A 23440-nucleotide genomic window follows, 5' to 3' on the forward strand; every position below is an offset into this window, starting at 1 on the left:
AAAGTGATAAAAATTAAAGTATCCGATAATCGCCGCAAGTACACGTTTCCAGCACGGGGTAGTGAAGCCCATGAGAAACTGTATGATCAACGAACAGCTGTTGAACGTGTATTTGCCTATCTCAAAGGACAGTTCCAACTTGATAATGTTCGTCATCGTGGAGGTAAAAAAGCCAAAATGCATATGGAGTTAGCCTGCTTACTTTATACATCCTGTAAACTTTCAGTTGATCGAATTAACCAAGCAATGAATACCCCTCAGCTTTCTGCTTAATTTTTTTGAAAAGTACCGATTCAAATTGGAGAAGCAGATTCTCAAATAAATTACATTGTGAAACGTACTCTTAGAGGCTCTTATTCTCCAACATACCCAAGAACATAGAACCAAACGCCCATGCGCCGAATAAATTGTAGCAAAAACATTGGGATGGATGATGAAATGGTCGGATTGGATCAACCCGTTAGTATACAGACGAATCAAGTGCTTCGTCATCAGTTGAAACTGAAGTACCCCTCTGTTGTACATCACACGCCATACAAGGCGGAGCATGCTATGAACACAGCGATTGTTTACGCCGTTAATAAGCTGCTTCACGAGCAAGGCTATCCGCAAAATCCACTGGCAGACGTCACGGCTTACTATGAGTTAAAGACGAATGAACGGAACGTTCTCAGTCTGACTTTATGGAATTATACGTTTGCGGGAGGTGCTCATGGACTTACGGTCCAAAAAGGATTGACCTTTAGCACGGAAACGGGCAAAGCCTATGCGCTCAAAGATTTGTTTAAGCCCGGCAGCGATTACGTTGCTAAGCTTAGTGCCATCATTAAAGCTGAGCTTAAAACGCGGGATATTCCTTTGTTGGTCGAATTTAATGGTATTAAACCAGATCAGGATTTTTATATCGCCGATAAATCTTTGGTCATCTACTTCCAAGTTTATGAATTGGCCGCTTACGTCTACGGGTTCCTGTACTTCCCTATTTCTGTATATGCCATTCAAGATATCATTGACGAAGATGGCCCGCTTGGCAAAATGCTTTCATAACGTTACATGCAGACAATAATTTGTCTGCTGAAGTTGCCTTTATGGACGGCACAGCGCTCGGCAATGCGGAAGCCAGCTTCCGCGAGAAGCGAATCGATCTGCTCCGTCGTAATAATTACCGCGCGCCGGGCTAACCTGCGAGCGGATTGCAGCATTTGCAGCTGCTCATCTTCCGGCAGTTTGGAGCAGAGATTATACGGCATGTCCAGGATGAGCGCATCATAGCGGGCTTGGTCCTGCGGGCTATTCGGGGACACTGGCTGCGCCGCCCCCATCTCCTGCTCGCCCGCTGGGCTCAGGGTCCGCATGTCCGCGAGTCTCACCACATTCGGCATGCCGAAGTGGTCGAGATTCACCCGCGCGCCGCGCACCGCCAGCGGGTTGATGTCGCAGCCCACGATGTCGATCCCCATCGACATCGCCTCCACCAGCACCGTGCCGATGCCGCAGCACGGGTCAATGACTCGCGTGCCCACGACCTCGGGCACGGCAATGTTCACCACCGCCCGCGCTACGCGCGTACCTAGGGCGGTGGAGTAGTTCTGCGGCTTCTGCTGATGCTGAAGCCACACAGCTTCGCCGTAGCTGCAGTGGCCGAACAACCATCGGCCTCCCAGCTCCGTCACGGCGAACCATTGCTCCGGCCGTCGCATCTCGGCTTTGCCGCGAAGATGCCGGCCTATTTCGCGAGCGACCTCGCGCTGGCGGTCCGTACTGACCGCAGCATCCGTCTCCGCGAACGCAACCTTGAACGTTGACCCCTGCACGGTCAACGTTGCCACTTGCGAGGCCAGCTCCGGTAAGCTGCCAGCCTCGAACAAAACATCCAGCCGCAGCTTCAGGAACGGGCTGCGGCTCGGCTCTACCCTTCGCGCGCTTACGGCGTAGCGCGCGCCCAGCACGACATCTGCGCCCAGTAAGGTGCGCAGCTCCAACTGACACAACGCCTGCTCGTCTTCGTGGCAGGCGTATACGTATATATGCTTCATGGTTCATCCCTCATTTTTTACAAGTAAGCACCTTAGCTCCATCACTTTATATCTTATAAGCCTGCATCAACTGCTTCATAAACGTATCCATCGTCTTGCAAAGAAACATATCTTTCCGATAAACAATCCCAACATCCTTCTGAGGGACCGGAGCTATGATGGGAATACTTCGAATGGCGCTGCTGCGGATACTGTCCACATAGGACCCCGGCAAAATAGCGCCTCCCACATTGTTTATAGCCATCTGAAGCAGGGACTCCAAGGTAGAGAGCTCTAGCGCCGGCTTCCATTCAAATCCAGACTGGTCACAGGCATCATCCATCATCTGTCGAACATAAAACTTTTTCTGGAGCATGGCGACCGGCAGTTGAGCCAGTTCCGCTAAACAAATCGCCTTCAACTCGGCAAGCGGATGCTTGTAAGAGATCACGAGATGCAGCTTTTCATTGTACAAAGGAATACACCGAAGCTGCTCATCTTCATCAGGCAGAAAAACAACACCGATATCAAGCTGATTGCTCAGCAGTCCCTCCTTCGTCTCCTCGGTGGCGAGTTCGATCACGGATAGCTCAATTTTCGGATATAGCGCATGGAAGGCCATGATGGTCTCCGTGAGCAAGTGATTGCCGGAGCAGCCTATACGCAGCCGTCCCCGCTGCATGCCTTGTATTTCATCAATAGCTGCCTTGGCCTGATCCAATTCGTGGAACATGTTCCTGCTGTGTTTGTGAAGAATCTCGCCTGCTTCGGTTACGTAAACCTTCTTCCCGATTCGCTGAAAAAGCGGCGCCCCTACCTGATTCTCTAACAAACGAATCTGCTGGCTCAGTGTAGGTTGGCTAATACCCAGCTTTTCTGCGGCCTTCGTGAAGTGAAGTTCCTCGCAAACGGCTAAAAAGTAGGTCAATAAGCGATGCTCCATCTTGATACGCCCCCGATCATAGCTACTGTCTATGATGGTAATTGAAAATTCGCAATTGATCAATGATTGTTATTTTTCTATAGTAAAGGATAACAATAATGATCGTAACGAAAGGTGGTTGAAGGCGATGCATGGAAAAATTCGAATCGAACACAATCTGAACAGGAAAACAAAGCCTGGCTTGGAGGAAGCCCTTGGGTTCGGGCGTTATTTTACCGATCATATGTTTATGATGGATTACGAGGAAGGAAGCGGCTGGCAGGACCCGCGTATTGTTCCTTATGGACCGATATCCCACGATCCGGCAGCGATGGTTTTTCATTATGGGCAAGCTGTGTTCGAAGGGCTGAAGGCTTTTCGTACGGAAAAGGATGAGATCGTTTTATTTCGACCTGATCAAAATGCAAAGCGGCTAAACCGTTCCTGCGACCGGCTGCAAATGCCCCAAATGGATGAAGAATTCGTCGTTGACGCTATTCGAACCCTCGTTCGTTTGGATGCCGATTGGGTGCCTCGAAAGAAGGGCTCCTCTTTATATATTCGTCCTTTTGTGATTGCCACCGAAGCCGGGTTAGGCGTGCGCGCCTCTTCGCGCTATTCGTTCGTTATCATTATGTCGCCGGTTGGCGCCTATTATGAGGAAGGTCTTCAGCCCATTAACATCCTTGTAGAAAGCCATTATGCCAGGGCCGTTCGAGGGGGTACAGGCAATGTCAAAACAGCTGGCAATTACGCTGCAACGCTCAAAGCACAAGCCCTCGCCAAAGAATATAACTGCGCTCAAGTGCTCTGGTTGGATGCCATCGAGAAGATGTATATCGAAGAAGCCGGCAGCATGAATGTCTTTTTCAAAATCAACGGGGAAGTTGTGACTCCAAGTCTCAGCGGCAGTATTCTGGAGGGGATCACTCGGAACAGTATCATTCACTTGTTAAAAGAGTGGGGTATTCCGGTTTCGGAGCGGAAAATTTCCATCCATGACATTGTCGAGGCTTTTGAAAATGGGACACTCGAGGAAGCCTTCGGCACCGGTACCGCAGCGGTCGTCTCGCCGATTGGCAGTCTGCTATGGAACGGAACGCTTATGAGCATTAATCAAGGGAATATCGGCGAGCTGGTTGCGCGGCTTTACGATACGATTACGGGTATTCAATATGGACGGATCGAAGATTCAAACAGCTGGATGATCTCTTGCTGAACGGCAAGCTGTTGATGGAAAAAACCATTTGTCGTCGATTGCCAACTACCAGATAAAGGTAAGCCCGCCTTAAGCATGAATCGAATAAAGCCGTTCCAAGGGATTGAACCTTGGGACGGCTTTTTGGCATCCACCCTCGTTCACAAAGCGAGAGCTGAATGGCTAGGAATGACGCTCGATTGGGTAGCCCCCCTCCTTTTACACCTTGTCCATCATTCTGTCTCCTTCTCTTTCTCCTCCACGAGCTGTCCATCGATATCGATAATATCTTTACTATTCACCACGTCATCACCGAGTAGATCCCTCAGCTTGTTCTTCGCTTTGAGCTTCACATCGGCATCAATACTCTTTGCGACAGCTGCCAAAGCAAGCCCCAAAGCGCTCAAATCATCCACATACCCAACAATAGGCAGCAAATCAGGGATGATATCTAAAGGCAGAATGAGATAGCCTAATGCGCCGTAGATTTGAACTTTGGCTTTAAGAGGCGTTCTTGGACTTTCTACTGCGTAAAAGAGCAGCAGGCCGGTGTAAATGACTTTACTGCCTGCCTTTTTTGTGCCCTTTTTCAGCTTTGACCAGAAGCCGTCGGTTGAGAAATATTTTTCATACTTGGTAGGGTCCATCATCCTGTCACTCCAATCACCTTTTTTTCATAAAAGCCATAATCTATTCTTTGAGCCCATTAATCTCACTAGCTTTAAGTGTCTGCTTTAAAAACAACTTACTTAAACTTCAACTAACTCCTTCTTTGAATATATCCTAACTTTCCAGATAAATCGAATTATAACGAACTTGATCAAAATCCCCCATTTCTTCTCGCTCGATTCTTCCGACGGGTTAACTACAAACAACCCAGGAAGAGTTCGATTTAAACTAATAAAACCCCATCTCACTGAGAGGGGTTCTTTGCTTTTAGTGACTTGGAAGTATCCACGCAAAAAAAGGACTACTCCCCGAGGAGCAGCCCTACTCTGGCTATCATGCCAGACACTTGTAAAATCCCCTTCAACAATGGCAAAAGCACGATTACAGTACCTGCTCACCATCGTAAGTGGCAATTTTCTTGTAAAGATCCGGACGACGGTCGCGGAAAATGCCCCACTCAATACGCTGAACTTCCAGCTGATCAAGGTCGAATGCTGCAACAAGAACAGTCTCTTCGTCGCGGCCAGCTTCCTCAATCATATTGCCCTGCGGGCCTGCGATGAAAGATGAACCATAGAAGTTAATACTGGAGTCTTCATCTTCTTCCTTACCGATCCGATTCGATGCGATAACCGGCATCAAGTTCGCCGCGGCGTGGCCGCGCATGCACATTTGCCAGTGATCCTTAGAATCGATCGAACCATCCTGCGGCTCGGAGCCTATAGCAGTTGGGTAGAACAGCAGCTCTGCACCCATCAAAGCCATAACCCTTGCGGCTTCCGGGTACCATTGATCCCAGCATACGCCTACGCCGATTTTGGCATAGCGTGTTTTCCAAACCTTGAACCCGGTATCGCCGGGGTTGAAATAGAACTTCTCCTCATACCCTGGTCCGTCAGGGATATGACTTTTGCGATAAAGGCCAAGCACTTCGCCATCGGCATCGATAACCGCTAACGAATTATAGCGCGCGTAATTCTTTTTCTCATAAAAGCTTATTGGCAGTACGACCTGAAGCTCTTTGGCAATTTCACGGAAATGCTTGATTGCTTTGTTGTTCTCCAGCTCCGTCGCGTAATGATAGTAGTCGGACTTCTCTTTTTGGCAGAAATAAGGGGTCTCAAACAGCTCTTGGATCAAAATAATTTGAGCGCCCTTCGCGGCTGCTTGGCGAACCAAGGCCTCTGCTTTGCGAATATTTTCTTCTATATTATCGGAACAGCTCATTTGCGTTGCTGCTACTGTGACTTTTCTCAATGAAATCACCCTTTCTTGCTAGCTGGCATTTGCTGCGTCGTGCAGTGAACGTTGCCGCCTTCTTTGATGATGGACATGCCGTTAATGGTGCGGATTCTACGATCTGGGAAAGCTGCGCTTAGCACCTCTGCCGCCTTACGATCTGTCTCTTGTGCAGTTCCGCCGAACACCGGCAAAATAATGCCGCCGTTTACGAAATAAAAGTTCAAATAGCTCAGCGTCAGACGCTGCTCTTCAAAAAACGTCAGAGGAGGCTGCTCAATCTGGATAATTTCAAAAGAGCGTCCCTTAGCATCCGTCGCATTGCGCAGAATTTCTAAATTCTCTTGTGTAATCGCATAGTTGGCATCCGATGGATCGTTGCAGACCTGCAAAATGATTTTGCCTGGAGCCGCGAAGCAAGCAATATTATCGACATGACCGTCCGTTTCATCGCCGTCTAGCCCTTTATTCAGCCAGATGATCTTCTCGACGTTGACGAAGTCTTTCACATATTCTTCGATTTGTTCACGGCTTAGGTCTGGATTGCGGTTCGTGTTCAGGAGACATTCCTCCGTTGTCAAAAGCGTCCCTTCTCCATCCACATGAATGGAGCCGCCTTCCATGACGAGCGGAGCGTCAAAACGCTTCACACCGTGATGCTCCAAAATTTGCGGAGCCACGTTATCATCAAGATCCCAGGGCGCATATTTGCCGCCCCACGCGTTGAATTTCCAATTCACAGCTGCGATTTCCTGCTGTTCATTTAACAAGAACGTTGGGCCGTTATCTCGGAACCATGCATCGTTATGCGGAATGATCAGAAAATCAACGTTCGTCTCTTCGAACATAGCCTTTACTTGCTCAGCATCCGCCGGATTCACGATCACTGTCACAGGCTCGAACTCAGCAATAGCCTTGGCCAAATCTGCATAACCTTTTGACACAACCGCATGATCCTCTGGATAAACCATCGAAGATTGAACGGGCCAAGAAATAAATGTACGCTCATGTGTTGTCCACTCTGCTGGCATTCTATAGTGTAAATCCTTAGGTTTCATCTCATCCATCTCACTTTATATAAATTTTTTGGCAGCCATATGAAGGGCAAATATTGAAGTCAAATGCACCGTCTTTCATCATATACCAAAAGGAGCTTATGCTCAATGTACATAGGTTTACAAATTTAGCAATCGTTAAAAATCAAATTGCTCTGCCCTGCATATTTTGATTGCTTTTAATGAACATTATATATGGCTTTAACATGCAACCAAATGAAAGGGCGGATCACATTGGCAACTGTTTTACACATCACAGCACATCCCCATGACCACCAAACATCATTCAGTATGGCTGTAGGAAAAGCCTTTATTGATACCTATCGGGAAGCCAATCCTAATGATGAAGTCATCCATCTGGACTTGTACAGCATTCAATTGCCTCACATTGATGCCGACGTATTCAGCGGGTGGGGAAAATTGCGAGGCGGTCAACAATTCTCAGATTTGAGCAAGGAAGAACAGTCAAAAGTAGGTCGACTCGGCGAAATAACGGATCAGTTTGTAGCAGCGGATAAATACGTATTCGTTACGCCAATGTGGAATTTTTCTTTCCCACCGCTTATGAAAGCCTATATCGATGCGATTTGTATCGCCGGCAAAACGTTTAAGTACACAGAAACGGGTCCTGTAGGCTTGCTGCCTGACAAAAAAGCGCTGCATATCCAAGCAAGCGGCGGCGTTTATTCGGAAGGACCTGCTGCCTCAATGGAAATGGGACATCGTTATATAAGTACCATCATGTCATTCTTCGGCATTACGGATTTCCAAGGAATTTTTGTTGAGGGGATGGCTCAGACACCCGACAAGGCTCCGCAAATCAAAGAGGAAGCGATTAGCCGCGCGCAAGCATTAGCTAAAACGTTCTAACAAACAAGGATAAACGACTCCGTCGTCCCACTGGGACGAGCGCGTTTGTCAAGACTGATGACGCGAAGTGTAATAAAACTTATACTTTCTTATCTACTGAAAAAAGGGGCTGTCCCATAGGGTGTTCATCTTTGGGCTGCCTCTTCTTTTCACCGTTGTAATACATGGAAAACTTCCAGTTAGATGACTGTTTAGAACGATTAACGCCAAATTAACTGGAGGAATTCCTGTTAGATTTCGCTCCGTATCGAAACAAAAAAGAGGCTGCTCGCTAGGTTTTAACCTTTTGAGTCAGCCTCTTCTTTTTTACTCTTTCGTTTTTTTGCCGCGATATTGCCCCGTCCGCAATTCCAAGATATAAGCATCCGAATCCGGCATCCGCTCATCCTTCGCTTGCTGGACAGCGAGTTCAATGTCGTATGGCACTCTCACATGCTGGATATTGAACGCTGCGGGCTGTTGGTTGTGGTAGTTTCCTTCTAAAAGAACATAAGAAGCTTGTGTCAAATCCAGCGGATTCCCTACGCTTCCTGTATTGAAAAGCATTTTACCCCTAAGAACCTGCAAATAGGCGTTGTGTACATCACCATAGCCTGCCACGTCGGCTTGCAAAGGCTCACCGCACAGGTCCGAGGACTCGAACATCGACATTCGGCTTTCCATCGGGTCCCATGGCTGAATACGTTCATACACGCTTCTTGGCGAAGCATGGAATAGCCGCACGAACTTCCCGCTCATCCAAAACTCATAGCAAAAAGGCAGCCCTTTCAAATAAGTCAACCGTTCGCGCCCAAGCCTAGTCTGCGTCCAAAGTAAAACCGGATCTTCGGTAGGATTACCGATGAAATCATCCCAATTTCCCATAATAACCGTTTGGCAAAGTTCCCGCACATGATCAACAACGAGATCCGAGTGCGGTCCCTTCCCTACTAAATCCCCAAGACAAATGATCTCTGTAACATGTCGATGCTGAATATCCTTCATAACCGCTTCGAATGCAGGCATATTACCATGGATATCTGAAATAATGGCTAGTTTCTCCACCAACCCACCTGCCCCTCATGTTAATAGTTTTCATTGCGTGAAACAGATATTTCCCTCCCGCTCGCTCTGCCCACTAAAAACGGATACATGAGGTACAACCCAACCACATATAACAGGGCCGCTATATAAACAGGAAGTAAATGAACAAAGTCTATGTAGCCAATGTGAAAATGCACTAGCAAACCGGCAGCAAATCCGGGTAGTCCTCCCCAGAGAAACGTCCACCACAACCAGCTTTCGCCTTGGTTGATTCCCCATAAAGCGGAGGCTGTAATCGCTACCGCGAGTGAAAAGAGCGCTCCGCCAAATCCTGCCCGGTCATGGGCAATGAGCGGAATGATGTGATCGTTCCAAGCAGCAAGCTGCTGGACAGTCAGGCCTAGATAAGCTAAATCTGTCGGTACGAACACGGTAGTGATACCGACGAAAGATATCGTCAAGCCTCCGATGGCTAAACCAAATCCGAGTACAACGAAACAGCATTGCCCCCACTGCGCTCTGCGCCAAACAGAATCATTCAACATGCCTGGCTTCTTCCGGGAGGGGTGATCTTTCAAGCCCCGCAAGGTCATCAGCAGCATTGGCAGAAGCACGGCCGCTGCCACGGCATGAAGAGGATCAAAATAGCCATAGCCGAGGTAAAGGAAAAAGCTGCTGAAACCTACGGCACACGATGTCATTACGGCCGTTCGCGCCCAGTGAAGCCCGCTTCGCAGGCCATGTCGAGCCAATTGATAATAAAAGATACCTATCGAAATCATCGTTCCTGCTAACGTAATACGGTCATGGGACATGAAATGTATAATATGCCCATTAAAATGGTTTATGACACTTCGGCTCACGCCAAGAAAAGTTTCGTCGTAAGGCAAGAGGACACTTGTGGACGCAATGAGCCATGCGAGTACACCACCAATGATCATGCCGATACCCAGCAGGCTCATCCAGCCCCAATTGGCCCAGAATGAAGGCGGCTGGGGCTCAGCTGTTTGCCTGATGCGATCATAAATGATCGCTTCGTTGACTCGCTTGGGCAGCCCTGGCCCCGCGTACACAAGCCCGCTGTGCAGTTGGACGCTATTCGCTCCAGCTGCTAACAGCTCTAGAGCATCCTGCGGCTGATGAACGCCGCCGGCCGCAACAATCGTGCTCCGCTCGCCAAGCGATTCGCGGAGCAGCCGGACCTGGCTCAGCTGCGCCCCGAGCGCCTCCGCACCGCCGCCGACGCGTTCCCGGCGGGTGCCTGGCTCGCGCAGCGCTTCGCCGACGACGACACCGCTGAAGCTCGCGGCGGTGTCGGTGAGTTCACGCAGCATCCCGAAGGGAATCGGCTGCGGCAGGTAGAGCAGCAGCGGCTTCCCCGGGGCCGCTGCTTCAGCTATGAGGCGTACCTCGCGGAGGTACGCTATGGCTTCATCCGGTGGCCAGCCTTCGGCGAGGCCATCGATGTAGAACCCCGCCGCGTACGGCGCCAGCTTCGAGAGCAGCTCCTGCTGCTCGAGCAGCGCCTCGCGCGGCGAACTGCCCGGCATCGGCCGCAGCCGCACGAAGTGCGGCAGGCGATGCCCCGTGCCCTTGCGCAGGCGCTGGACGATCGCGTCCGCGCCGTCATTGACATAGCCATCGGGGTACACGATGGCTTCACACACCACGTCGCGATCAATCGGCGCGGCGTCATGTACTGCTCGGACCGTCACAGGTCCGATCTCGATGAAGCCGAACCCGAACTGGGCCAGCGCCTTGTGCGCGGTCCCGTGCGGATCAAGCGTGCCGCTTAGGCCGATCGGACACTGAATCGGCACCCCCGCCAGTTCATCCTCAAGGATTGGCGACAGCTCCATGTGACCCATCGTTTTGATCACGAATGTCCCTCCTGGGACACGGCTTAATCCGCCTATGGCATGAAGGGTCAAGTTCCGGGCAATGCATCCCGGCAGTTGAAATAGCAACGGACGAAATATCGCATGATAAGACCAATCAGGCATCGATATGTACTCCTGTATTTGTTTATTTTATCCAGTATACCTCGGATTCATCATCATGCCTATGACACAGATTGTTGCTATTCCTTGTGATTATAATCACACAGGCTCCCTCGTCTTGTTCGCTATACTTAGGGCATCAAGTTATTCTATGTGAAGTGAGGCGATCCTTTATGTTAACCGAGCAAACCATCCGAGTTATTAAATCCACAGTCCCCGTACTGGAAGTTCACGGTGTAACGATAACTAAACGTTTCTATGACAGGTTGTTCACAGATCACCCCGAGCTGCTGAATATATTCAATCATGCGAATCAAAAACAAGGCAGGCAGCAAACCGCTCTAGCCAACGCCGTGTATGCGGCAGCCCTGCATATTGATCGGCTCGAGGCCATTTTGCCTGCTGTGAAACAAATTGCCCATAAGCATCGCAGCCTGGGCGTCAAGGCGGAGCATTATCCTATTGTCGGCCAACATCTGCTTGCAGCCATCAAAGAAGTTCTGGGCGATGCTGCAACCGACGAAATTCTTCAAGCTTGGGCTGAAGCTTATGGAGTCATTGCCGATGCTTTTATCAGTATTGAAGCCGAGATGTATGATACGTCTGAGCAACAAACGGGTGGTTGGAAAGATTTCAGACCATTCCGAGTCGAACGCAAAAGCAAAGAAAGCGACGTCATCACTTCCTTCTACCTGACACCCCAAGATGGAGACGCACTCGCAGCATTTGAACCGGGGCAGTATGTGAGTATCCGACTTCAGATTCCAGGGGAAGAACATACCCTTATTCGGCAGTACAGCCTCTCGCATGCATCCGGGAAGCCTTTCTATCGCATCTCCGTAAAACGCGAGGATCACAATCCTGATGTTCCTGCAGGCAAAGCTTCGGTCTATCTGCACAACCAGGTGCAAGAGGGCGATGTACTGTGGTTGTCCGCGCCTGCTGGCGATTTTACACTGGATCAAAAGGATACTCGGCCTGTCGTACTTATCAGCGGCGGTGTTGGGCTGACGCCAATGGTCAGCATGCTCCATACCCTTGCAACCACGTCGCCGAATCGTCAGGTTACCTTCATCCATGCGGCTCAGAACGGTCAGCACCACGCGCTGCGCAGGGAAGTTGAAGAACTCGCCGTGCAGCATCCGCAAGTGGCTGTTGCTTGGTGCTATCAGCAACCGACGAAAGCCGACGCAGCCGAGCAAGCTTTTCATAAAGAAGGATATATCGATTTGCCTTGGCTACAAAGCATTGTACCGACTGTGGATGCTAGCTTCTATTTCTGCGGACCCGTTCCGTTTATGAAAGCAGTGAACCAAATGCTCCGTGAATGGGGTGTTCCCGACTCGGACCGCCACTATGAATTTTTTGGTCCTGCGGGCACTCTGTAAACGGAGGCATGTCTCCTTTTTTTACAGTTTTACGTTCTCCCTCAGTAGACGATTCACGGTCTCCCGGCGAAGCCCGATGAACTGACCGATTTCCTCCTGCGTTAGCACATCTGTCAGCTTCAAGTCTCCCAGATAATGCTGGAACCAGCGTTCGAGCTTCATCAGCTTGGCAGCTGGAGTCACTTCTGTCAGTTGATCAATACGCTGCTGCATCATGCGCAGTTTATCCTGTAATTGTCGCGCAATCGTGCGGAAATGCTCCGGGCTGCGCTCCAGCTCCTCGTACCACCGCGCAGCAGGAAGCACATCTATGTCACAAGTGACAAGCGCTATCGCAGTACCATAGTAAGGACTTGGACTAATGAGCGAATGATGTGGAATCGTCTCGCCTGGCACAATGATATTCACGAGCGTCGTATTCCCGTCCTCATGAGCACGGACAATTTTCAACAGTCCGGTTTGGAGCTGGTACAGCGGTCCCGTGTCTCCTTGACGGAATAGGATTTCTCCTTTGTGCAGTTTCATATTCATTCTCCTTCATATAGAAAAAAGCGACAGCATTCACTGCTGATCGCTTTTTGTTTATGGTTCCTAGCTGCAAACCAGCTATAGCTCTTTTTTTAACGGCTCCAGCTTCGTGCGAAGCGGCGAAAGTGCCAGTGACAATCTGGCAACCCAATTCAACTGCTCAACCTTGCCAATGAGCCAAATCGATCCCACCAGCCCTAAGAGAGAAACGAGGACAGCTGCAGGCAGTGCCCAGAATGAGACGGAATGTGCAAAATAGGGAATGAACGAAACGGACAGAATCGGTGCCGCGTTCCATTTGAACCACTGAATGAGAAAGATGGTAAGTATAGCTGTTATGAAAAATGATATGGCGCCGTGGCTTATCGCATACATGCTGCTGCCGAGAGTCACTGCTATGATAGCACCCATCGTGATGCGTCCAATGTCCTTAATTTGGTCCACACGGTGCATAAAAAGAAAGCTGAATGCCCCAAGCGTTGGATAAAACACCATCTTCAAGGATGGGAAATGGTAGGAAGCCCAGTAAGCTCCCATGAGATAGCAGCACATCACTAGTGAACGTAGAAACATCTTTGGTTCCAGTCCTTTGTTCTCGAATTTTTGGCACTTTTCTCATTGTACAAAAGTGACCATCCTCCGGTCAATCATATGGCGGGAATTCCCACATTTCTTAGTTCCGATCAACCGAAACCGTCGTCTCCACGAAAAATGTAGCCACAGCAAAAGATGCCGCCCCAAGCACCGTCGACCGATCGCTCAGCTCGCTGAACGCTACTTTCAGCTGCTTTCGCGGATGCGGCAGGGAGCGCTTCTCGAGCAGGGCCAACAGCGGTTTCATCAGCCATCTCTCGGCACTTGCTAAGCGGCCGCCAAGAATAATATATTCGGGATTGTACCCGTTGATAATATTAACTACGCCTACACCGAGATAATAACCAAGGCGCTCAAAAAGCGCGATCACTGCCAGATCTCCGGCTTCGGCTTTGCTCAGCAAAGCCTCCAAATCCACAGCGTCATCGTTAAGCTCGCGGCGCGCCTGCGTGAGGAGCGCGTGCTCCGACGCATACAGCTCCCAACAGCCTAAGCTGCCGCAGCTGCACTTTGGCCCGTCGTGCTGGATCGAGATGTGCCCGATCTCACCAGAGAAACCGGTCGCCCCGCGGTACAGCTCGCCCTTAATGATGATCCCGGCACCGATCCCGATGCCGATCGACACATACACCAGATTCGCCGTGTCTTTACCAGCTCCGAACTGTTTCTCCCCCACGGCTCCTGCGTTCGCTTCATTATCGATAACAACCGGAATGTTGAACGTTTCCTCGATTTGCTGCTGCAAAGGCACGTTCTCCCAGCCAAGATTCGGCGCGAACAGCAGATTGCCGCTCTCATCACAAATACCCGGCACACCGATGCCGATTCCTATAATCCCGTAGACGCTCTCCGGCGCGCTTTCGATCAGTCCGCGGATGATCGTTTTCAACAGCTGGACGACCTTTTCGACGGAAGCATTGTCATGCTGCACTCTTACCTCGCGGATGATCTTACCGCTTAAATCCGTCAGTACCGCGAGAATATCAGTAACCCCTAGGTCTACCCCGATGGCATAACCAGCCGTCCCATTAAAAAGCAGCATCATCGGCTTGCGCCCGCCGCTTGATTTACCAACGCCAATCTCTTCGACGACGCTGCTCTCGATCAATTCGTTCACAAGACTCGACACCGTCGCCTTGGTCAGCCCTGTAATTTCTGCAATCCGTGCGCGGGATATTGGAGAATTCGTGCGAATATGGTGTAGTACAATAGATTTATTTATTTTTTTCACAAGATTCAAATCGCCTGTTTGCTTCATGTTTGCCCCCATATTGCTCTAATGGCTTGTCGCTCTTTTCTAATGAACTGATTTTAACATGAAAGAGATTTTCATGCATTAACTAAGTTTGTTTAATGAATTTACAAACTATTCATTTGGTGCTATGATGACTGCATAAGCATTTATTCCTTAATTTATGGAGGCTGAATTCATGAGCTACTTTGACAACATTCAACCGATTAAGTACGAAGGCCGCACATCGACGAACCCGCTTTCCTTTAAATTTTATAATCCCGATCAAGTTATTTTAGGCAAAACCATGCGTGAACATTTGCGTTTTGCAATCGCTTACTGGCATTCTTTTTCCGCCAATGGCTCCGATCCATTCGGCAGCGGCACAGCGATCCGCGCTTGGGATCAATATTCCGGCCTTGAGCTGGCCAAAGCTCGTGTTGACGCTTGCTTTGAACTGCTGAACATTCTGGATGTCGACTACTTCGCTTTCCATGACCGCGATATCGCGCCTGAGGGCAGCACGCTGCAAGAAACGAACAAGAACCTCGACGAGATCGTTGCCCTGATCAAGGATAACATGAAATCCAGCGGCAAAAAGCTGCTCTGGAATACAGCTAATATGTTCACTAACCCGCGCTTTGTTCATGGCGCTGCGACGACGAATAATGCGGACGTATTTGCTTACGCTGCTGCCCAAGTGAAGAAAGCCTTGGATCATGCCAAAGAGCTTGGCTCTGAAAACTACGTTTTCTGGGGCGGACGCGAAGGCTACGAGACTCTGCTGAACACGGACCTCGGCCTAGAGCTTGATAACCTGGCTCGCTTCCTGCACATGGCGGTTGATTATGCCAAAGAAATCGGCTACGACGGTCAATTCCTGATCGAGCCTAAGCCAAAAGAGCCATCCAAGCACCAATACGACTTCGATGCGGCTACAACGCTATCTTTCTTGCAAAAATACGACTTGCTGCCGTATTTCAAATTAAACCTGGAAGCGAACCATGCTACGCTTGCTGGTCATACCTTTGAGCACGAGCTTCGCGTCGCGCGCATCAATGGCGTTCTTGGTTCCATCGATGCAAACCAAGGCGATCTGTTGCTCGGCTGGGATACCGACGAGTTCCCGACTGACTTGTACTCGACGACACTCGCGATGTACGAAATCCTGCTGAACGAAGGCGGTATCGGCCGCGGCGGCGTGAACTTCGACGCCAAGGTTCGCCGTACTTCCTTCGAGCCTATCGATGTCGTCTACTCCCACATCGCAGGGATGGACGCCTTCGCTCGCGGCTTGCAAGTCGCTGCCAAATTGATCGAAGACCGCGTATTCGATAACATCCTCGACACGCGCTATGCTTCATTCAAATCCGGCATCGGCGCCGACATCGTGTCCGGCAAAGCCAACTTCAAGACACTTGAAGCTTACGCGCTTGAGAACAACAGCACCATCGTGAATCGATCCGGCCGTTTGGAATTGATTAAGGCGACGGTTAACCAGTACCTGATTAACACTTAATTGTCGAAAATCCCGCTCCAGCCGTTCGGCGTGAGCGGGATTTTTTTATTTGTCTGGTGGCTTGTGCAGATAACTCCTCTTCTCTCTGTAACGATGTTTTCCATCGCTAACAGATGGGCAACGCGGAAATTTACCTCCTTAACGATATAAAACACGCTTAAACTCGAGGGGAATGACCAATCGGGGCAGGAGGCAACTCGCAAAATAGCCCTCGAGCCCGTAAATTGTTGTAAAATTTACAACATTGGTAACCGCTAACCTCAGATTATCCCTCGTAAAAATGGAAAAGATCTCTGATCGAAGAGATCAGAGACCCACAAAGCTAGAATCACAAGCCGACCTTTTCTTAGGCCACCTTTTTATGAAAAATAAAGTTCGCAGCTTCCATCCTAACGACGATGTCTAGAGCGGCAATTTGTTCGTATGCTGCAAGCAGCTTCTCGTGCTTCGGACATCTCAAACTGAAGATCAAGTGCATCATTGGGGTATTCGCGGCATTCCCTGATACGAGGGAAGCTTCGCTTCCTGGCATCATCTTTAAATTGGTGACTTGGATACCCTGTTCCCCAAAACGAGAGGTAACCAAGCTGAGGAAGCCGGGATGTTCATTGAGCATGATCTCTATTTCGTGAGTTCGGCGATGCCTTAGGAAATGCTTCTCCCACTTATTCAGGAGATACAGACTGATGAGTACTAAAAAGGTGCATACCAGCGCCCCAGTAATAAAGCCTGCACCAACGCTCAAACCGATGGCCGCTACCAACCAAACAGAAGCAGCGGTAGTCAGCCCTTTAATAACACTGCCGTTTCGCAATATCGCGCCTGCGCCAAGAAAGCCGATGCCGCTGACAACCTGTGCAGCCAAGCGGGACGGGTCTATACGAACGTTGGGTTCATTTACAAAGTCAGAGAATCCGTACTCCGACAGCAGCATGATGGTAGCGGAGCCTAAACAAACTAAAATGTGAGTACGAAAGCCAGCTGCATGATTGTTTAATTCCCGTTCAAGACCAATCAACCCACCCAGAACGACCGCCAATACCATTCTTACGATCAAATCCAAATAACTAATTTGCCACACGCTGCTTACAGTCGTCATTTATGCATCACTTCAAGCGGCTGGGACAACCATCGCTTCAGCTTCACAACCTCTGTCCCAGCCAGCATCATAATACCAACCCCGTGGTTGTCATTGGTTACGGTGAGCAGGTCCTTTTTATAATAATCAGCGGTAAAGGCATACCGCGAGCCGCTGCAAACGCCATGCACGTTGCCCTGAGCGTCGATGGCCAGCCGGGTCAAACCGTCCCATGCCTTCAGCGAGGCATGGATGAACCGATCAGGCTGCTCCAGCCAGCCGAATCGCACGCCTCTCGCAAAGGCATAGGCGAACATCGCGGTACACGAGGCTTCCTGATAAGCATCGGGATCGTTCAACACCTGATGCCACAGCCCGCTTTCAGCTTGCAGATCGGCATATCCCGCGCACAGCTCGTTGAAGAAATGCACTAACTCCGGGCGAGCTTCATGCTCTGCGGGCAGAACCTCCAGCACTTCTGTCAGCGAGAAGAGTGTCCATCCATTCCCACGCCCCCAAGGAATACCGGTTGCCATGCCGTATTTGAAATCAAAGACATGCGACATGATGCGCTGCTCCGGCATGTACAAATACTTGCGGAATAACAGAAATTGCTTCGCTGCTTCATCCAGTGCTTCGCTGCTGCCGGTTATCCCCGCATAGCGGCACAGGAACGGGGTACTCATGTAGAGGTCGTCGGCCCACATCGTATTTTCCGAATATTCATCCTGGCATATCCGATAAAAAGCTCCGTCTTCCTTACGCTCCAGCCGCATGAGCATGAATTCGGCGATTCGCTGCGCAATCGGCAAGAAGCCCGGATCCTTGTCTTCCTGATAGGCTTCAAGCATCGCGGAGCCGAAGGAGCCGCAATTATCCAGCATTTTCATCATGACTAACTGTTGATTAATCGCTGGGAACCCATACTTCTCTCGATCCCATAAGGAATATTCGAACATGTCTGTACAGCTTTGAACATGATCGAGGGCATACCCAATAATATCAGACCGCTCCAGCAACCGCCCTGCTTGCAGCAGCCCGTAAATGGTAACGCCAAGCGGATAATCCCAGCGGGCATAATTCGTGACGTTGCCGACGGTCCATTTATTGCTCAGCATAGCGTTCTCGTAATACGGACGCAGCCAGGCGTCTGGACGGTCTAACTGCCAGTACGTCTTATCGCCTGCAGCAACTGAATCTGAACCTTTCGCATAAATGCGATCGGTTCTTATTAATTCCTCATACGCAAGCGCAACACTCGCGTCCAGTGGCCCCACATAGAACCACGGATCAGCTGAACCGTGAACCTTCTGAGGAGCGCTTAAGGGGACAACCTCTCCCCTAACATAAGAATGCAGCGTGAAGCCCCACGCGTTATCTCCACAAATACTGCGAATCAACAGATCATGTTTGCCAAAAGAAAGCGGCACTTCCACCTGAAAGCTGCCTTCTTTCTCTAGCTCCAATACCTGCTTCCCATCCAGCCAAACGGTTAACGGACCTGCCGTATGACCCTTCAACAGGCAGGGTTCTTCACCTAAGCCCACCTTGTCCAATTTGGTCCACGCGTACGCTTGCTTACCAGGCTGTAAGCCGAATAAGCGCTCGCAGACAGGCTTCGCAAGCTCATCTCCACTCCACTCACAGGCCGGCAGCCAACGCAGTCCGTGCTCTTTCTCTGACGCCAAACCATTCGGCAGTGGACTACCCTCGAATAGATCGGTATCGACCGGAGCGGAAAACACCCATCCAGCCTGTCCTTGCCTTTCGGCAAACGGAGTAAGCACATTCAGAATCCGTACCTTGGCTTCATCCGATCCGAACAAGCAGCCAAATCCCGCCGCCGTATGCTTAGCTTTGATAAAAAGCCGATTCCAGCCTTTCACAAAGTTTAGATTAAGCTTAACGCTGGCGTCTGGCTTAATTTCATCGATCACATTGGAGCGATAGGCACGCTCATCATTGAAATAGAACTCAATCGGCCCCAAACATCGGAACACCACATCCAGGTTTCGTTCACCATCGCTCCAAACTAAACCATAAGCATACGAAAATTGGCCGGGTCTTGCTTCGGGAAATCTACGTCCCAGATTTAAATCAAACATTCCATCCTCGTTTTGCAAAACGCCAGATCGGTAAAAGGCCCGGAAAGCAAATGGGACAGGCGGATTGGCCCCTATATAGCGGTCCGCAAGCACCTTCAATGTTCGATTATCATCGTCTCCTAAGCGAGACTGTATACTTTCTTGTTCATTAAAATAAGTCGTCATCTCGACCTTCCTTTCTACAGTAGGCGAACCGTAAATGTTCGGTCGAACGGCGTCACCAGGTTCACATGGACGTATTTGCAGCCGGTCGGATGGTGATCTTCACGAAGCTCTGGCAGCAAATGCTCGTAGGCTCCAGTTGAAATCTCAATCGCATCTTGATCCACTGCGTATTTCATAGATCCGCTTTTTAAGAAATATTTTCCTGCCTCAGCTTCGACGAGTCCACTGCCGCTAACCGTACCCTCATCTCCAAAAATAAACGATAACTGCGTGAAAACATCCTCTCGCTCATCGGATAGGATACGAATCGTCCATTCCGTGTCTCCTTGTGTAATTTCTGCTTGATACTCAAGGGTTTGCAGATGTGTCATCGGCCGATGCTGATGCGGAAGCAAGTACCAAGGACTGAGTATTGATCTCTCCGCTGACTCCGGCAAAAATTGACGCGGAACCGGTCCGTTATATCCTTTTTCCAATACGATCCCTAGCTTGTAGATGCCTTCCTCAACTGTTAGATGTGCGAACTTCACAATCCCAGGTGAGAAGGATGTAGACAGCTTGATACCCAGCAGCCTTACTTTGCCATGGCGAAGTGAAAAAAATGACGGCGTCTGCGGCATAATCGTCACGCTCTGATCCAGCTCCCGAATGCGTACAAGCGGAGCGCCGAAGGCTAAGTGCATGCTGCTGTGCTCGATTTTCATATGGTGGCCCACGCCATCGATTTGCTTCAAATGCTCATTGATCGGATGATGCTCATTGATAACTTTGACATAACGATCAGGCAGCGGACTGCGCTCCAAATCGGAAATATCCGCCTCGGGATACAGCAACAATCCCAAGAGCGCATTATTATTTACCGCTTCCGTACGCTTAATAAAGGTACCTGCATAGTCTGACATCGCAGCGAACAATGGATCTTTATCATGTGCAGCCATTAGACGATAAATGAGGAAATAGGTCGCCATATCAAACGTCTGTCCGAAATCCTGGCGACCCGAATAATCGGTTACCACCTCGCCGGATGGATGGATCAAATACACCATCATGCGCAGATTGCGGCGCACGCATTCTAATAATTCTGGGCGGTTAAGCACACGACCCGTATGGTATAAGGCAATATCGCTGACGGCATTATAGATGCCGTTGCTGCGCTCCGTCCACTCGCCGTCATGGGTGATATCCATACCCTCTGCCAACCATTCATCCGCTCTAGCTACCAACTCAGGCATTTGGAAAATTTCATACAGCAGCGAAAGTGCCGCAGTAATAACCCATCGATGGTTCGGTGTATGACATCCGCCTGTCAGCATCGCAGGGATCGTACGCTCCAGGAAAAGCCTCAGCTTAGCGGAGGCAGGCTTCACAGCCGCCCAGTCATGCGTCTCAAGCAGTTGATAAATTTGTGTAATTCCGCCTACGACAAAGGCTGTATCTGGAGGGGAATTATAATTGGTTGAACCTAACGATATCGTACCGTCGGCATGTTGACGGTTCAAAATAAAATCCGCTGCTTTGTCGAAAGCGGCCAAAAGTGCCTCATCATGATAGTAACGTGAATCTGGATTAACGATAGCCGAAGCCCATACAGCCAAAACGTTTGGCGTGCTGAGATGATTGACACGGGCAATGCCTGTCTCATCGATAATCCCGCCAACATACTTCGATGTAGGATCAAGCACCTGCCGCTGCAGCGTATCTGCTGTATGTTCGTCATAAATGTGTACTAACTGTTTATAAGTAGCGTCCATACTGATCACCTTTTAACCTTTCATAGCTGCAATTTTACTTGTAATAAGCCTGTGGCTTTCATCAATTTCATCCGTCTGGCAAACAGCCTTCAGTTCATATACCTTGACTTTGGCAAAATCAATTGCCTCCAAAAAATGATCAAAGTATTGCAGATCTTTACTGTGTACATAAGGACACCAGTGATCCGACAGCTCAAGTGTTTCATGGATGTGTACGCCATAAATATAGCGTTTCACTTCCTGCAGCTCCTTAAGATTATCGTACAGGCCCATCCGATCCATCATCATGGCATGGCCAATGTCGTACCATAAGTAGACTGGGCTGCCTTTCAGGTTATCGCAAATGGTCTTCGCCTCCATTAAGGTCGGCATCTGATAAGACCTTGAGCGTGTTTCGATGCCGATGGCTACTGACCATCCTTGTTTGGCTGCATGCTCGCTCACTTCCTCCAGACTGTCTTGAATCCGCTTCGTATAGAGCGGACTCAACCGCTCCCGTCTTTCGGACATGATCTTCCACAGCTTTTGATATTCCGGTGAATCCTTTCCGTGATCCTTGTACAGCTTTTTCAAATCCGAATCAATGTTATATTCAAAAGGCACTTCGCCTGGATGTACGACAACGGCCTTCGCTCCATAGCGGTTTGCATATTCCATAGACCGGATCAACAGTTCCACGGATCGCTTGCGCTTCACCTCATCGTCGAAACCGAGCATGACGGAGTCCGTATCGTAATCCTTATCATTGATGAAAGGAAACACATTGTGGACACTGGATACGCCAATTTCCCCTTTTTCGATCATCGGCTCAATCGTCTTCATCATCTCTTCGGTCACGTTATAGTTCAGTTCCACCTGACGAAAACCGAGCTCCTTGATCTCTTCGATCATGTTCCTTCCAATCGAATGTTTCTTAATATTCCAGCAGGTAGAAAATGAGTATTCCCCTTTATCCAGCATGTCTGTTCCTCCTTAGAGCTTTGTTATCATCATTTAGAAAAAGAAAAGCCAGATTACCCCTATTTCTTTGCAGGGAATGATCTGGCCTTTCCTCAAGGAAGCCGCTTTATTCCGCCAGGTCACTCAGCCTACATACAGCACCTGAGCGTGCCGATAAAGTCGAAGCTTCCATTAAACGGGTCAAATCAAGGGCTATTTGTATATTTTCAGATGCTGTCGTTCCATTTTGAATGTGTGACACCCATTGTTCAAAAGGAGAAGGGAGATTCTCAGGCAGATTCGTGACCTCTTGCCACCCTTTTGCTGCTTCACCTTCCAACTTGTGGCTTCGGACTAACAGCTTGTCATCGGTTCTCGTATACATGAGGCTGCCTTCCGTTCCCTGCACCTCAATATCAAATTGGGAGTAGTTATTCACGAATCCCGCTTCAACAATGCCTATAGCCCCATTGGGATAACGTAAAGTCGCTACCGCACTATCCTCTACCTCTCGATCCGTTAGGTAACCGAAGCTTGCGCTAACACTTTCCGGTAAACCCAGGAATAGGCGCGTCAAGTACATCGGATGGCAGCCAAGGTCCATCAATGCCCCTCCACCGCACTCCTCTAAGTTGAAGAAATGAGACGGGAGTGAACCATTCGGATTTTTCTCTGTACGCAAAGCGCCGTTATGAGCAAGCCGTATACGAACCGTCGTTACAGTGCCAAGCTGACCACCCCGAATGAAGTTATATGCAGCTTGTGTGAACCAGGTATATAGCCGAGGGAGAGAAACCGTTAGCTTGACCCCAGCCGTCTCAACCGCAGCCAATATCTCATTACATTCCTTCGTCGTGGTGGCTATAACTTTCTCTGTGAAGATATGCTTACCCGCTTTGGCTGCTGCGATGATGACATCCCGGTGCTGATTCGTCGGCGTATCCACAATAACGGCATCGATATCCGGATTGGCCAAAAGCGTATGCAGATCCTCATAAAAACTAACGCTAAGCTCCTCTGCCTTTTGCCTTCCTCGTTCGGGAACTTCATCCCATACAGCCACGATTTCGGTACCCGGGTGCTCGGCAGCTAGGCGTGCATAATCCTTGGCATGTACATGCCAAAAGCTCAACATCGCTACTCTAATCATG

At 49.5% G+C, this 23440-nt stretch carries 21 protein-coding genes; 6 read left to right on the plus strand and 15 right to left on the minus strand.

The genetic code is table 11. The annotated features are described in order from the left end of the window. Together G519_RS43825 and G519_RS0120430 are read left to right on the plus strand one after the other, a co-directional pair. Positions 1-273, plus strand: a 273-nt coding sequence (locus G519_RS43825; RefSeq protein ID WP_036633511.1) for a transposase, incomplete at its 5' end; no start/stop codon positions are given. 165 nt (positions 274-438) lie between these two features. Beyond that, on the plus strand, positions 439-1047 hold the full coding sequence (locus G519_RS0120430; protein ID WP_029196284.1) for a DUF3298 and DUF4163 domain-containing protein: 609 nt from the start codon (positions 439-441) through the stop codon (positions 1045-1047). Between the two features lie 2 nt (positions 1048-1049). Here the strand turns inward: G519_RS0120430 and G519_RS0120435 are convergent, their stop codons facing one another. Next, positions 1050-2036, minus strand: a complete 987-nt coding sequence (locus G519_RS0120435) for a TRM11 family SAM-dependent methyltransferase (protein ID WP_029196285.1) — start codon at positions 2034-2036, stop codon at positions 1050-1052. Between the two features lie 46 nt (positions 2037-2082). Next, positions 2083-2958 carry a LysR family transcriptional regulator gene (locus G519_RS0120440; protein ID WP_029196286.1) on the minus strand — a complete coding sequence of 292 codons (876 nt, stop codon included), beginning with the start codon at positions 2956-2958 and terminating at the stop codon, positions 2083-2085. Positions 2959-3085: 127 nt separating this feature from the next. On the opposite strand from G519_RS0120440, the gene G519_RS0120445 reads away from it, so the two are divergent. Further along, positions 3086-4156, plus strand: coding sequence for a branched-chain amino acid aminotransferase (locus G519_RS0120445; RefSeq protein WP_029196287.1), 1071 nt, complete (start codon positions 3086-3088; stop codon positions 4154-4156). Positions 4157-4368: 212 nt separating this feature from the next. Here G519_RS0120445 and G519_RS0120450 read toward each other — a convergent pair whose 3' ends face one another. From G519_RS0120450 to G519_RS0120465, 3 genes are all read right to left on the minus strand, one after another. Further along, positions 4369-4785: a YkvA family protein gene (locus tag G519_RS0120450; RefSeq protein WP_029196288.1), complete on the minus strand. Its 417-nt coding sequence runs from the start codon at positions 4783-4785 to the stop codon at positions 4369-4371. Positions 4786-5185: 400 nt separating this feature from the next. Further along, positions 5186-6061 (minus strand): N-carbamoylputrescine amidase, encoded by an 876-nt coding sequence (gene aguB, locus G519_RS0120460; protein ID WP_029196290.1) that lies wholly within the window; start codon positions 6059-6061, stop codon positions 5186-5188. Positions 6062-6066: 5 nt separating this feature from the next. Next, positions 6067-7101 carry an agmatine deiminase family protein gene (locus G519_RS0120465; protein ID WP_029196291.1) on the minus strand — a complete coding sequence of 345 codons (1035 nt, stop codon included), beginning with the start codon at positions 7099-7101 and terminating at the stop codon, positions 6067-6069. 231 nt (positions 7102-7332) lie between these two features. Between G519_RS0120465 and G519_RS0120470 the strand changes: the two genes are divergently transcribed. Further along, positions 7333-7968, plus strand: a complete 636-nt coding sequence (locus tag G519_RS0120470; protein WP_029196292.1) for an FMN-dependent NADH-azoreductase — start codon at positions 7333-7335, stop codon at positions 7966-7968. Positions 7969-8274: 306 nt separating this feature from the next. Here G519_RS0120470 and G519_RS0120475 read toward each other — a convergent pair whose 3' ends face one another. Together G519_RS0120475 and G519_RS0120480 are read right to left on the minus strand one after the other, a co-directional pair. Then, positions 8275-9012: a metallophosphoesterase family protein gene (locus G519_RS0120475; RefSeq protein ID WP_029196293.1), complete on the minus strand. Its 738-nt coding sequence runs from the start codon at positions 9010-9012 to the stop codon at positions 8275-8277. Between the two features lie 20 nt (positions 9013-9032). Continuing rightward, positions 9033-10541 (minus strand): dihydroorotate dehydrogenase, encoded by a 1509-nt coding sequence (locus G519_RS0120480; protein WP_244280165.1) that lies wholly within the window; start codon positions 10539-10541, stop codon positions 9033-9035. A 623-nt stretch (positions 10542-11164) separates the two neighbouring features. Here G519_RS0120480 and hmpA point away from each other — a divergent pair. Further along, the gene (hmpA, locus tag G519_RS0120485; RefSeq protein WP_029196295.1) at positions 11165-12379 is read left to right on the plus strand and encodes an NO-inducible flavohemoprotein; all 1215 of its coding nucleotides are present in this window, start codon (positions 11165-11167) and stop codon (positions 12377-12379) included. A 21-nt stretch (positions 12380-12400) separates the two neighbouring features. Here hmpA and G519_RS0120490 read toward each other — a convergent pair whose 3' ends face one another. The 3 genes from G519_RS0120490 to G519_RS0120500 all read right to left on the minus strand — a co-directional run bounded on the left by G519_RS0120490 (position 12401) and on the right by G519_RS0120500 (position 14771). Continuing rightward, a complete protein-coding gene (locus tag G519_RS0120490; RefSeq protein ID WP_029196296.1) occupies positions 12401-12904 on the minus strand; it encodes a Crp/Fnr family transcriptional regulator in 504 nt (167 codons plus the stop codon). A gap of 81 nt (positions 12905-12985) precedes the next feature. Then, positions 12986-13480: a hypothetical protein gene (locus tag G519_RS43830; protein ID WP_127528066.1), complete on the minus strand. Its 495-nt coding sequence runs from the start codon at positions 13478-13480 to the stop codon at positions 12986-12988. Positions 13481-13580: 100 nt separating this feature from the next. Next, on the minus strand, positions 13581-14771 hold the full coding sequence (locus G519_RS0120500; protein ID WP_029196297.1) for an ROK family transcriptional regulator: 1191 nt from the start codon (positions 14769-14771) through the stop codon (positions 13581-13583). A gap of 160 nt (positions 14772-14931) precedes the next feature. Here G519_RS0120500 and xylA point away from each other — a divergent pair, with 160 nt between their 5' ends. Beyond that, positions 14932-16251 carry a xylose isomerase gene (gene xylA / locus G519_RS0120505; RefSeq protein ID WP_029196298.1) on the plus strand — a complete coding sequence of 440 codons (1320 nt, stop codon included), beginning with the start codon at positions 14932-14934 and terminating at the stop codon, positions 16249-16251. A gap of 346 nt (positions 16252-16597) precedes the next feature. On the opposite strand, the gene G519_RS0120515 is transcribed toward xylA, so the two are convergent. The 5 genes from G519_RS0120515 to G519_RS0120535 all read right to left on the minus strand — a co-directional run bounded on the left by G519_RS0120515 (position 16598) and on the right by G519_RS0120535 (position 23439). Then, positions 16598-17350, minus strand: a complete 753-nt coding sequence (locus G519_RS0120515) for an MgtC/SapB family protein (protein WP_029196299.1) — start codon at positions 17348-17350, stop codon at positions 16598-16600. Then, a complete protein-coding gene (locus G519_RS0120520; RefSeq protein ID WP_029196300.1) occupies positions 17347-19599 on the minus strand; it encodes a glycoside hydrolase family 88/105 protein in 2253 nt (750 codons plus the stop codon). Before G519_RS0120520 ends, G519_RS0120515 begins: the two co-directional genes overlap by 4 nt. A 14-nt stretch (positions 19600-19613) precedes the next feature. Then, positions 19614-21350 carry a hypothetical protein gene (locus tag G519_RS0120525; RefSeq protein ID WP_029196301.1) on the minus strand — a complete coding sequence of 579 codons (1737 nt, stop codon included), beginning with the start codon at positions 21348-21350 and terminating at the stop codon, positions 19614-19616. 12 nt (positions 21351-21362) lie between these two features. Beyond that, positions 21363-22310 (minus strand): sugar phosphate isomerase/epimerase family protein, encoded by a 948-nt coding sequence (locus tag G519_RS0120530; RefSeq protein ID WP_029196302.1) that lies wholly within the window; start codon positions 22308-22310, stop codon positions 21363-21365. A gap of 106 nt (positions 22311-22416) precedes the next feature. Then, positions 22417-23439, minus strand: a complete 1023-nt coding sequence (locus tag G519_RS0120535; protein WP_029196303.1) for a Gfo/Idh/MocA family protein — start codon at positions 23437-23439, stop codon at positions 22417-22419. Position 23440 lies beyond the last annotated feature (1 nt).

This window comes from Paenibacillus alginolyticus DSM 5050 = NBRC 15375, from assembly GCF_000422905.1.
GTDB classification, from domain to species: domain Bacteria; phylum Bacillota; class Bacilli; order Paenibacillales; family NBRC-103111; genus Paenibacillus_E; species Paenibacillus_E alginolyticus.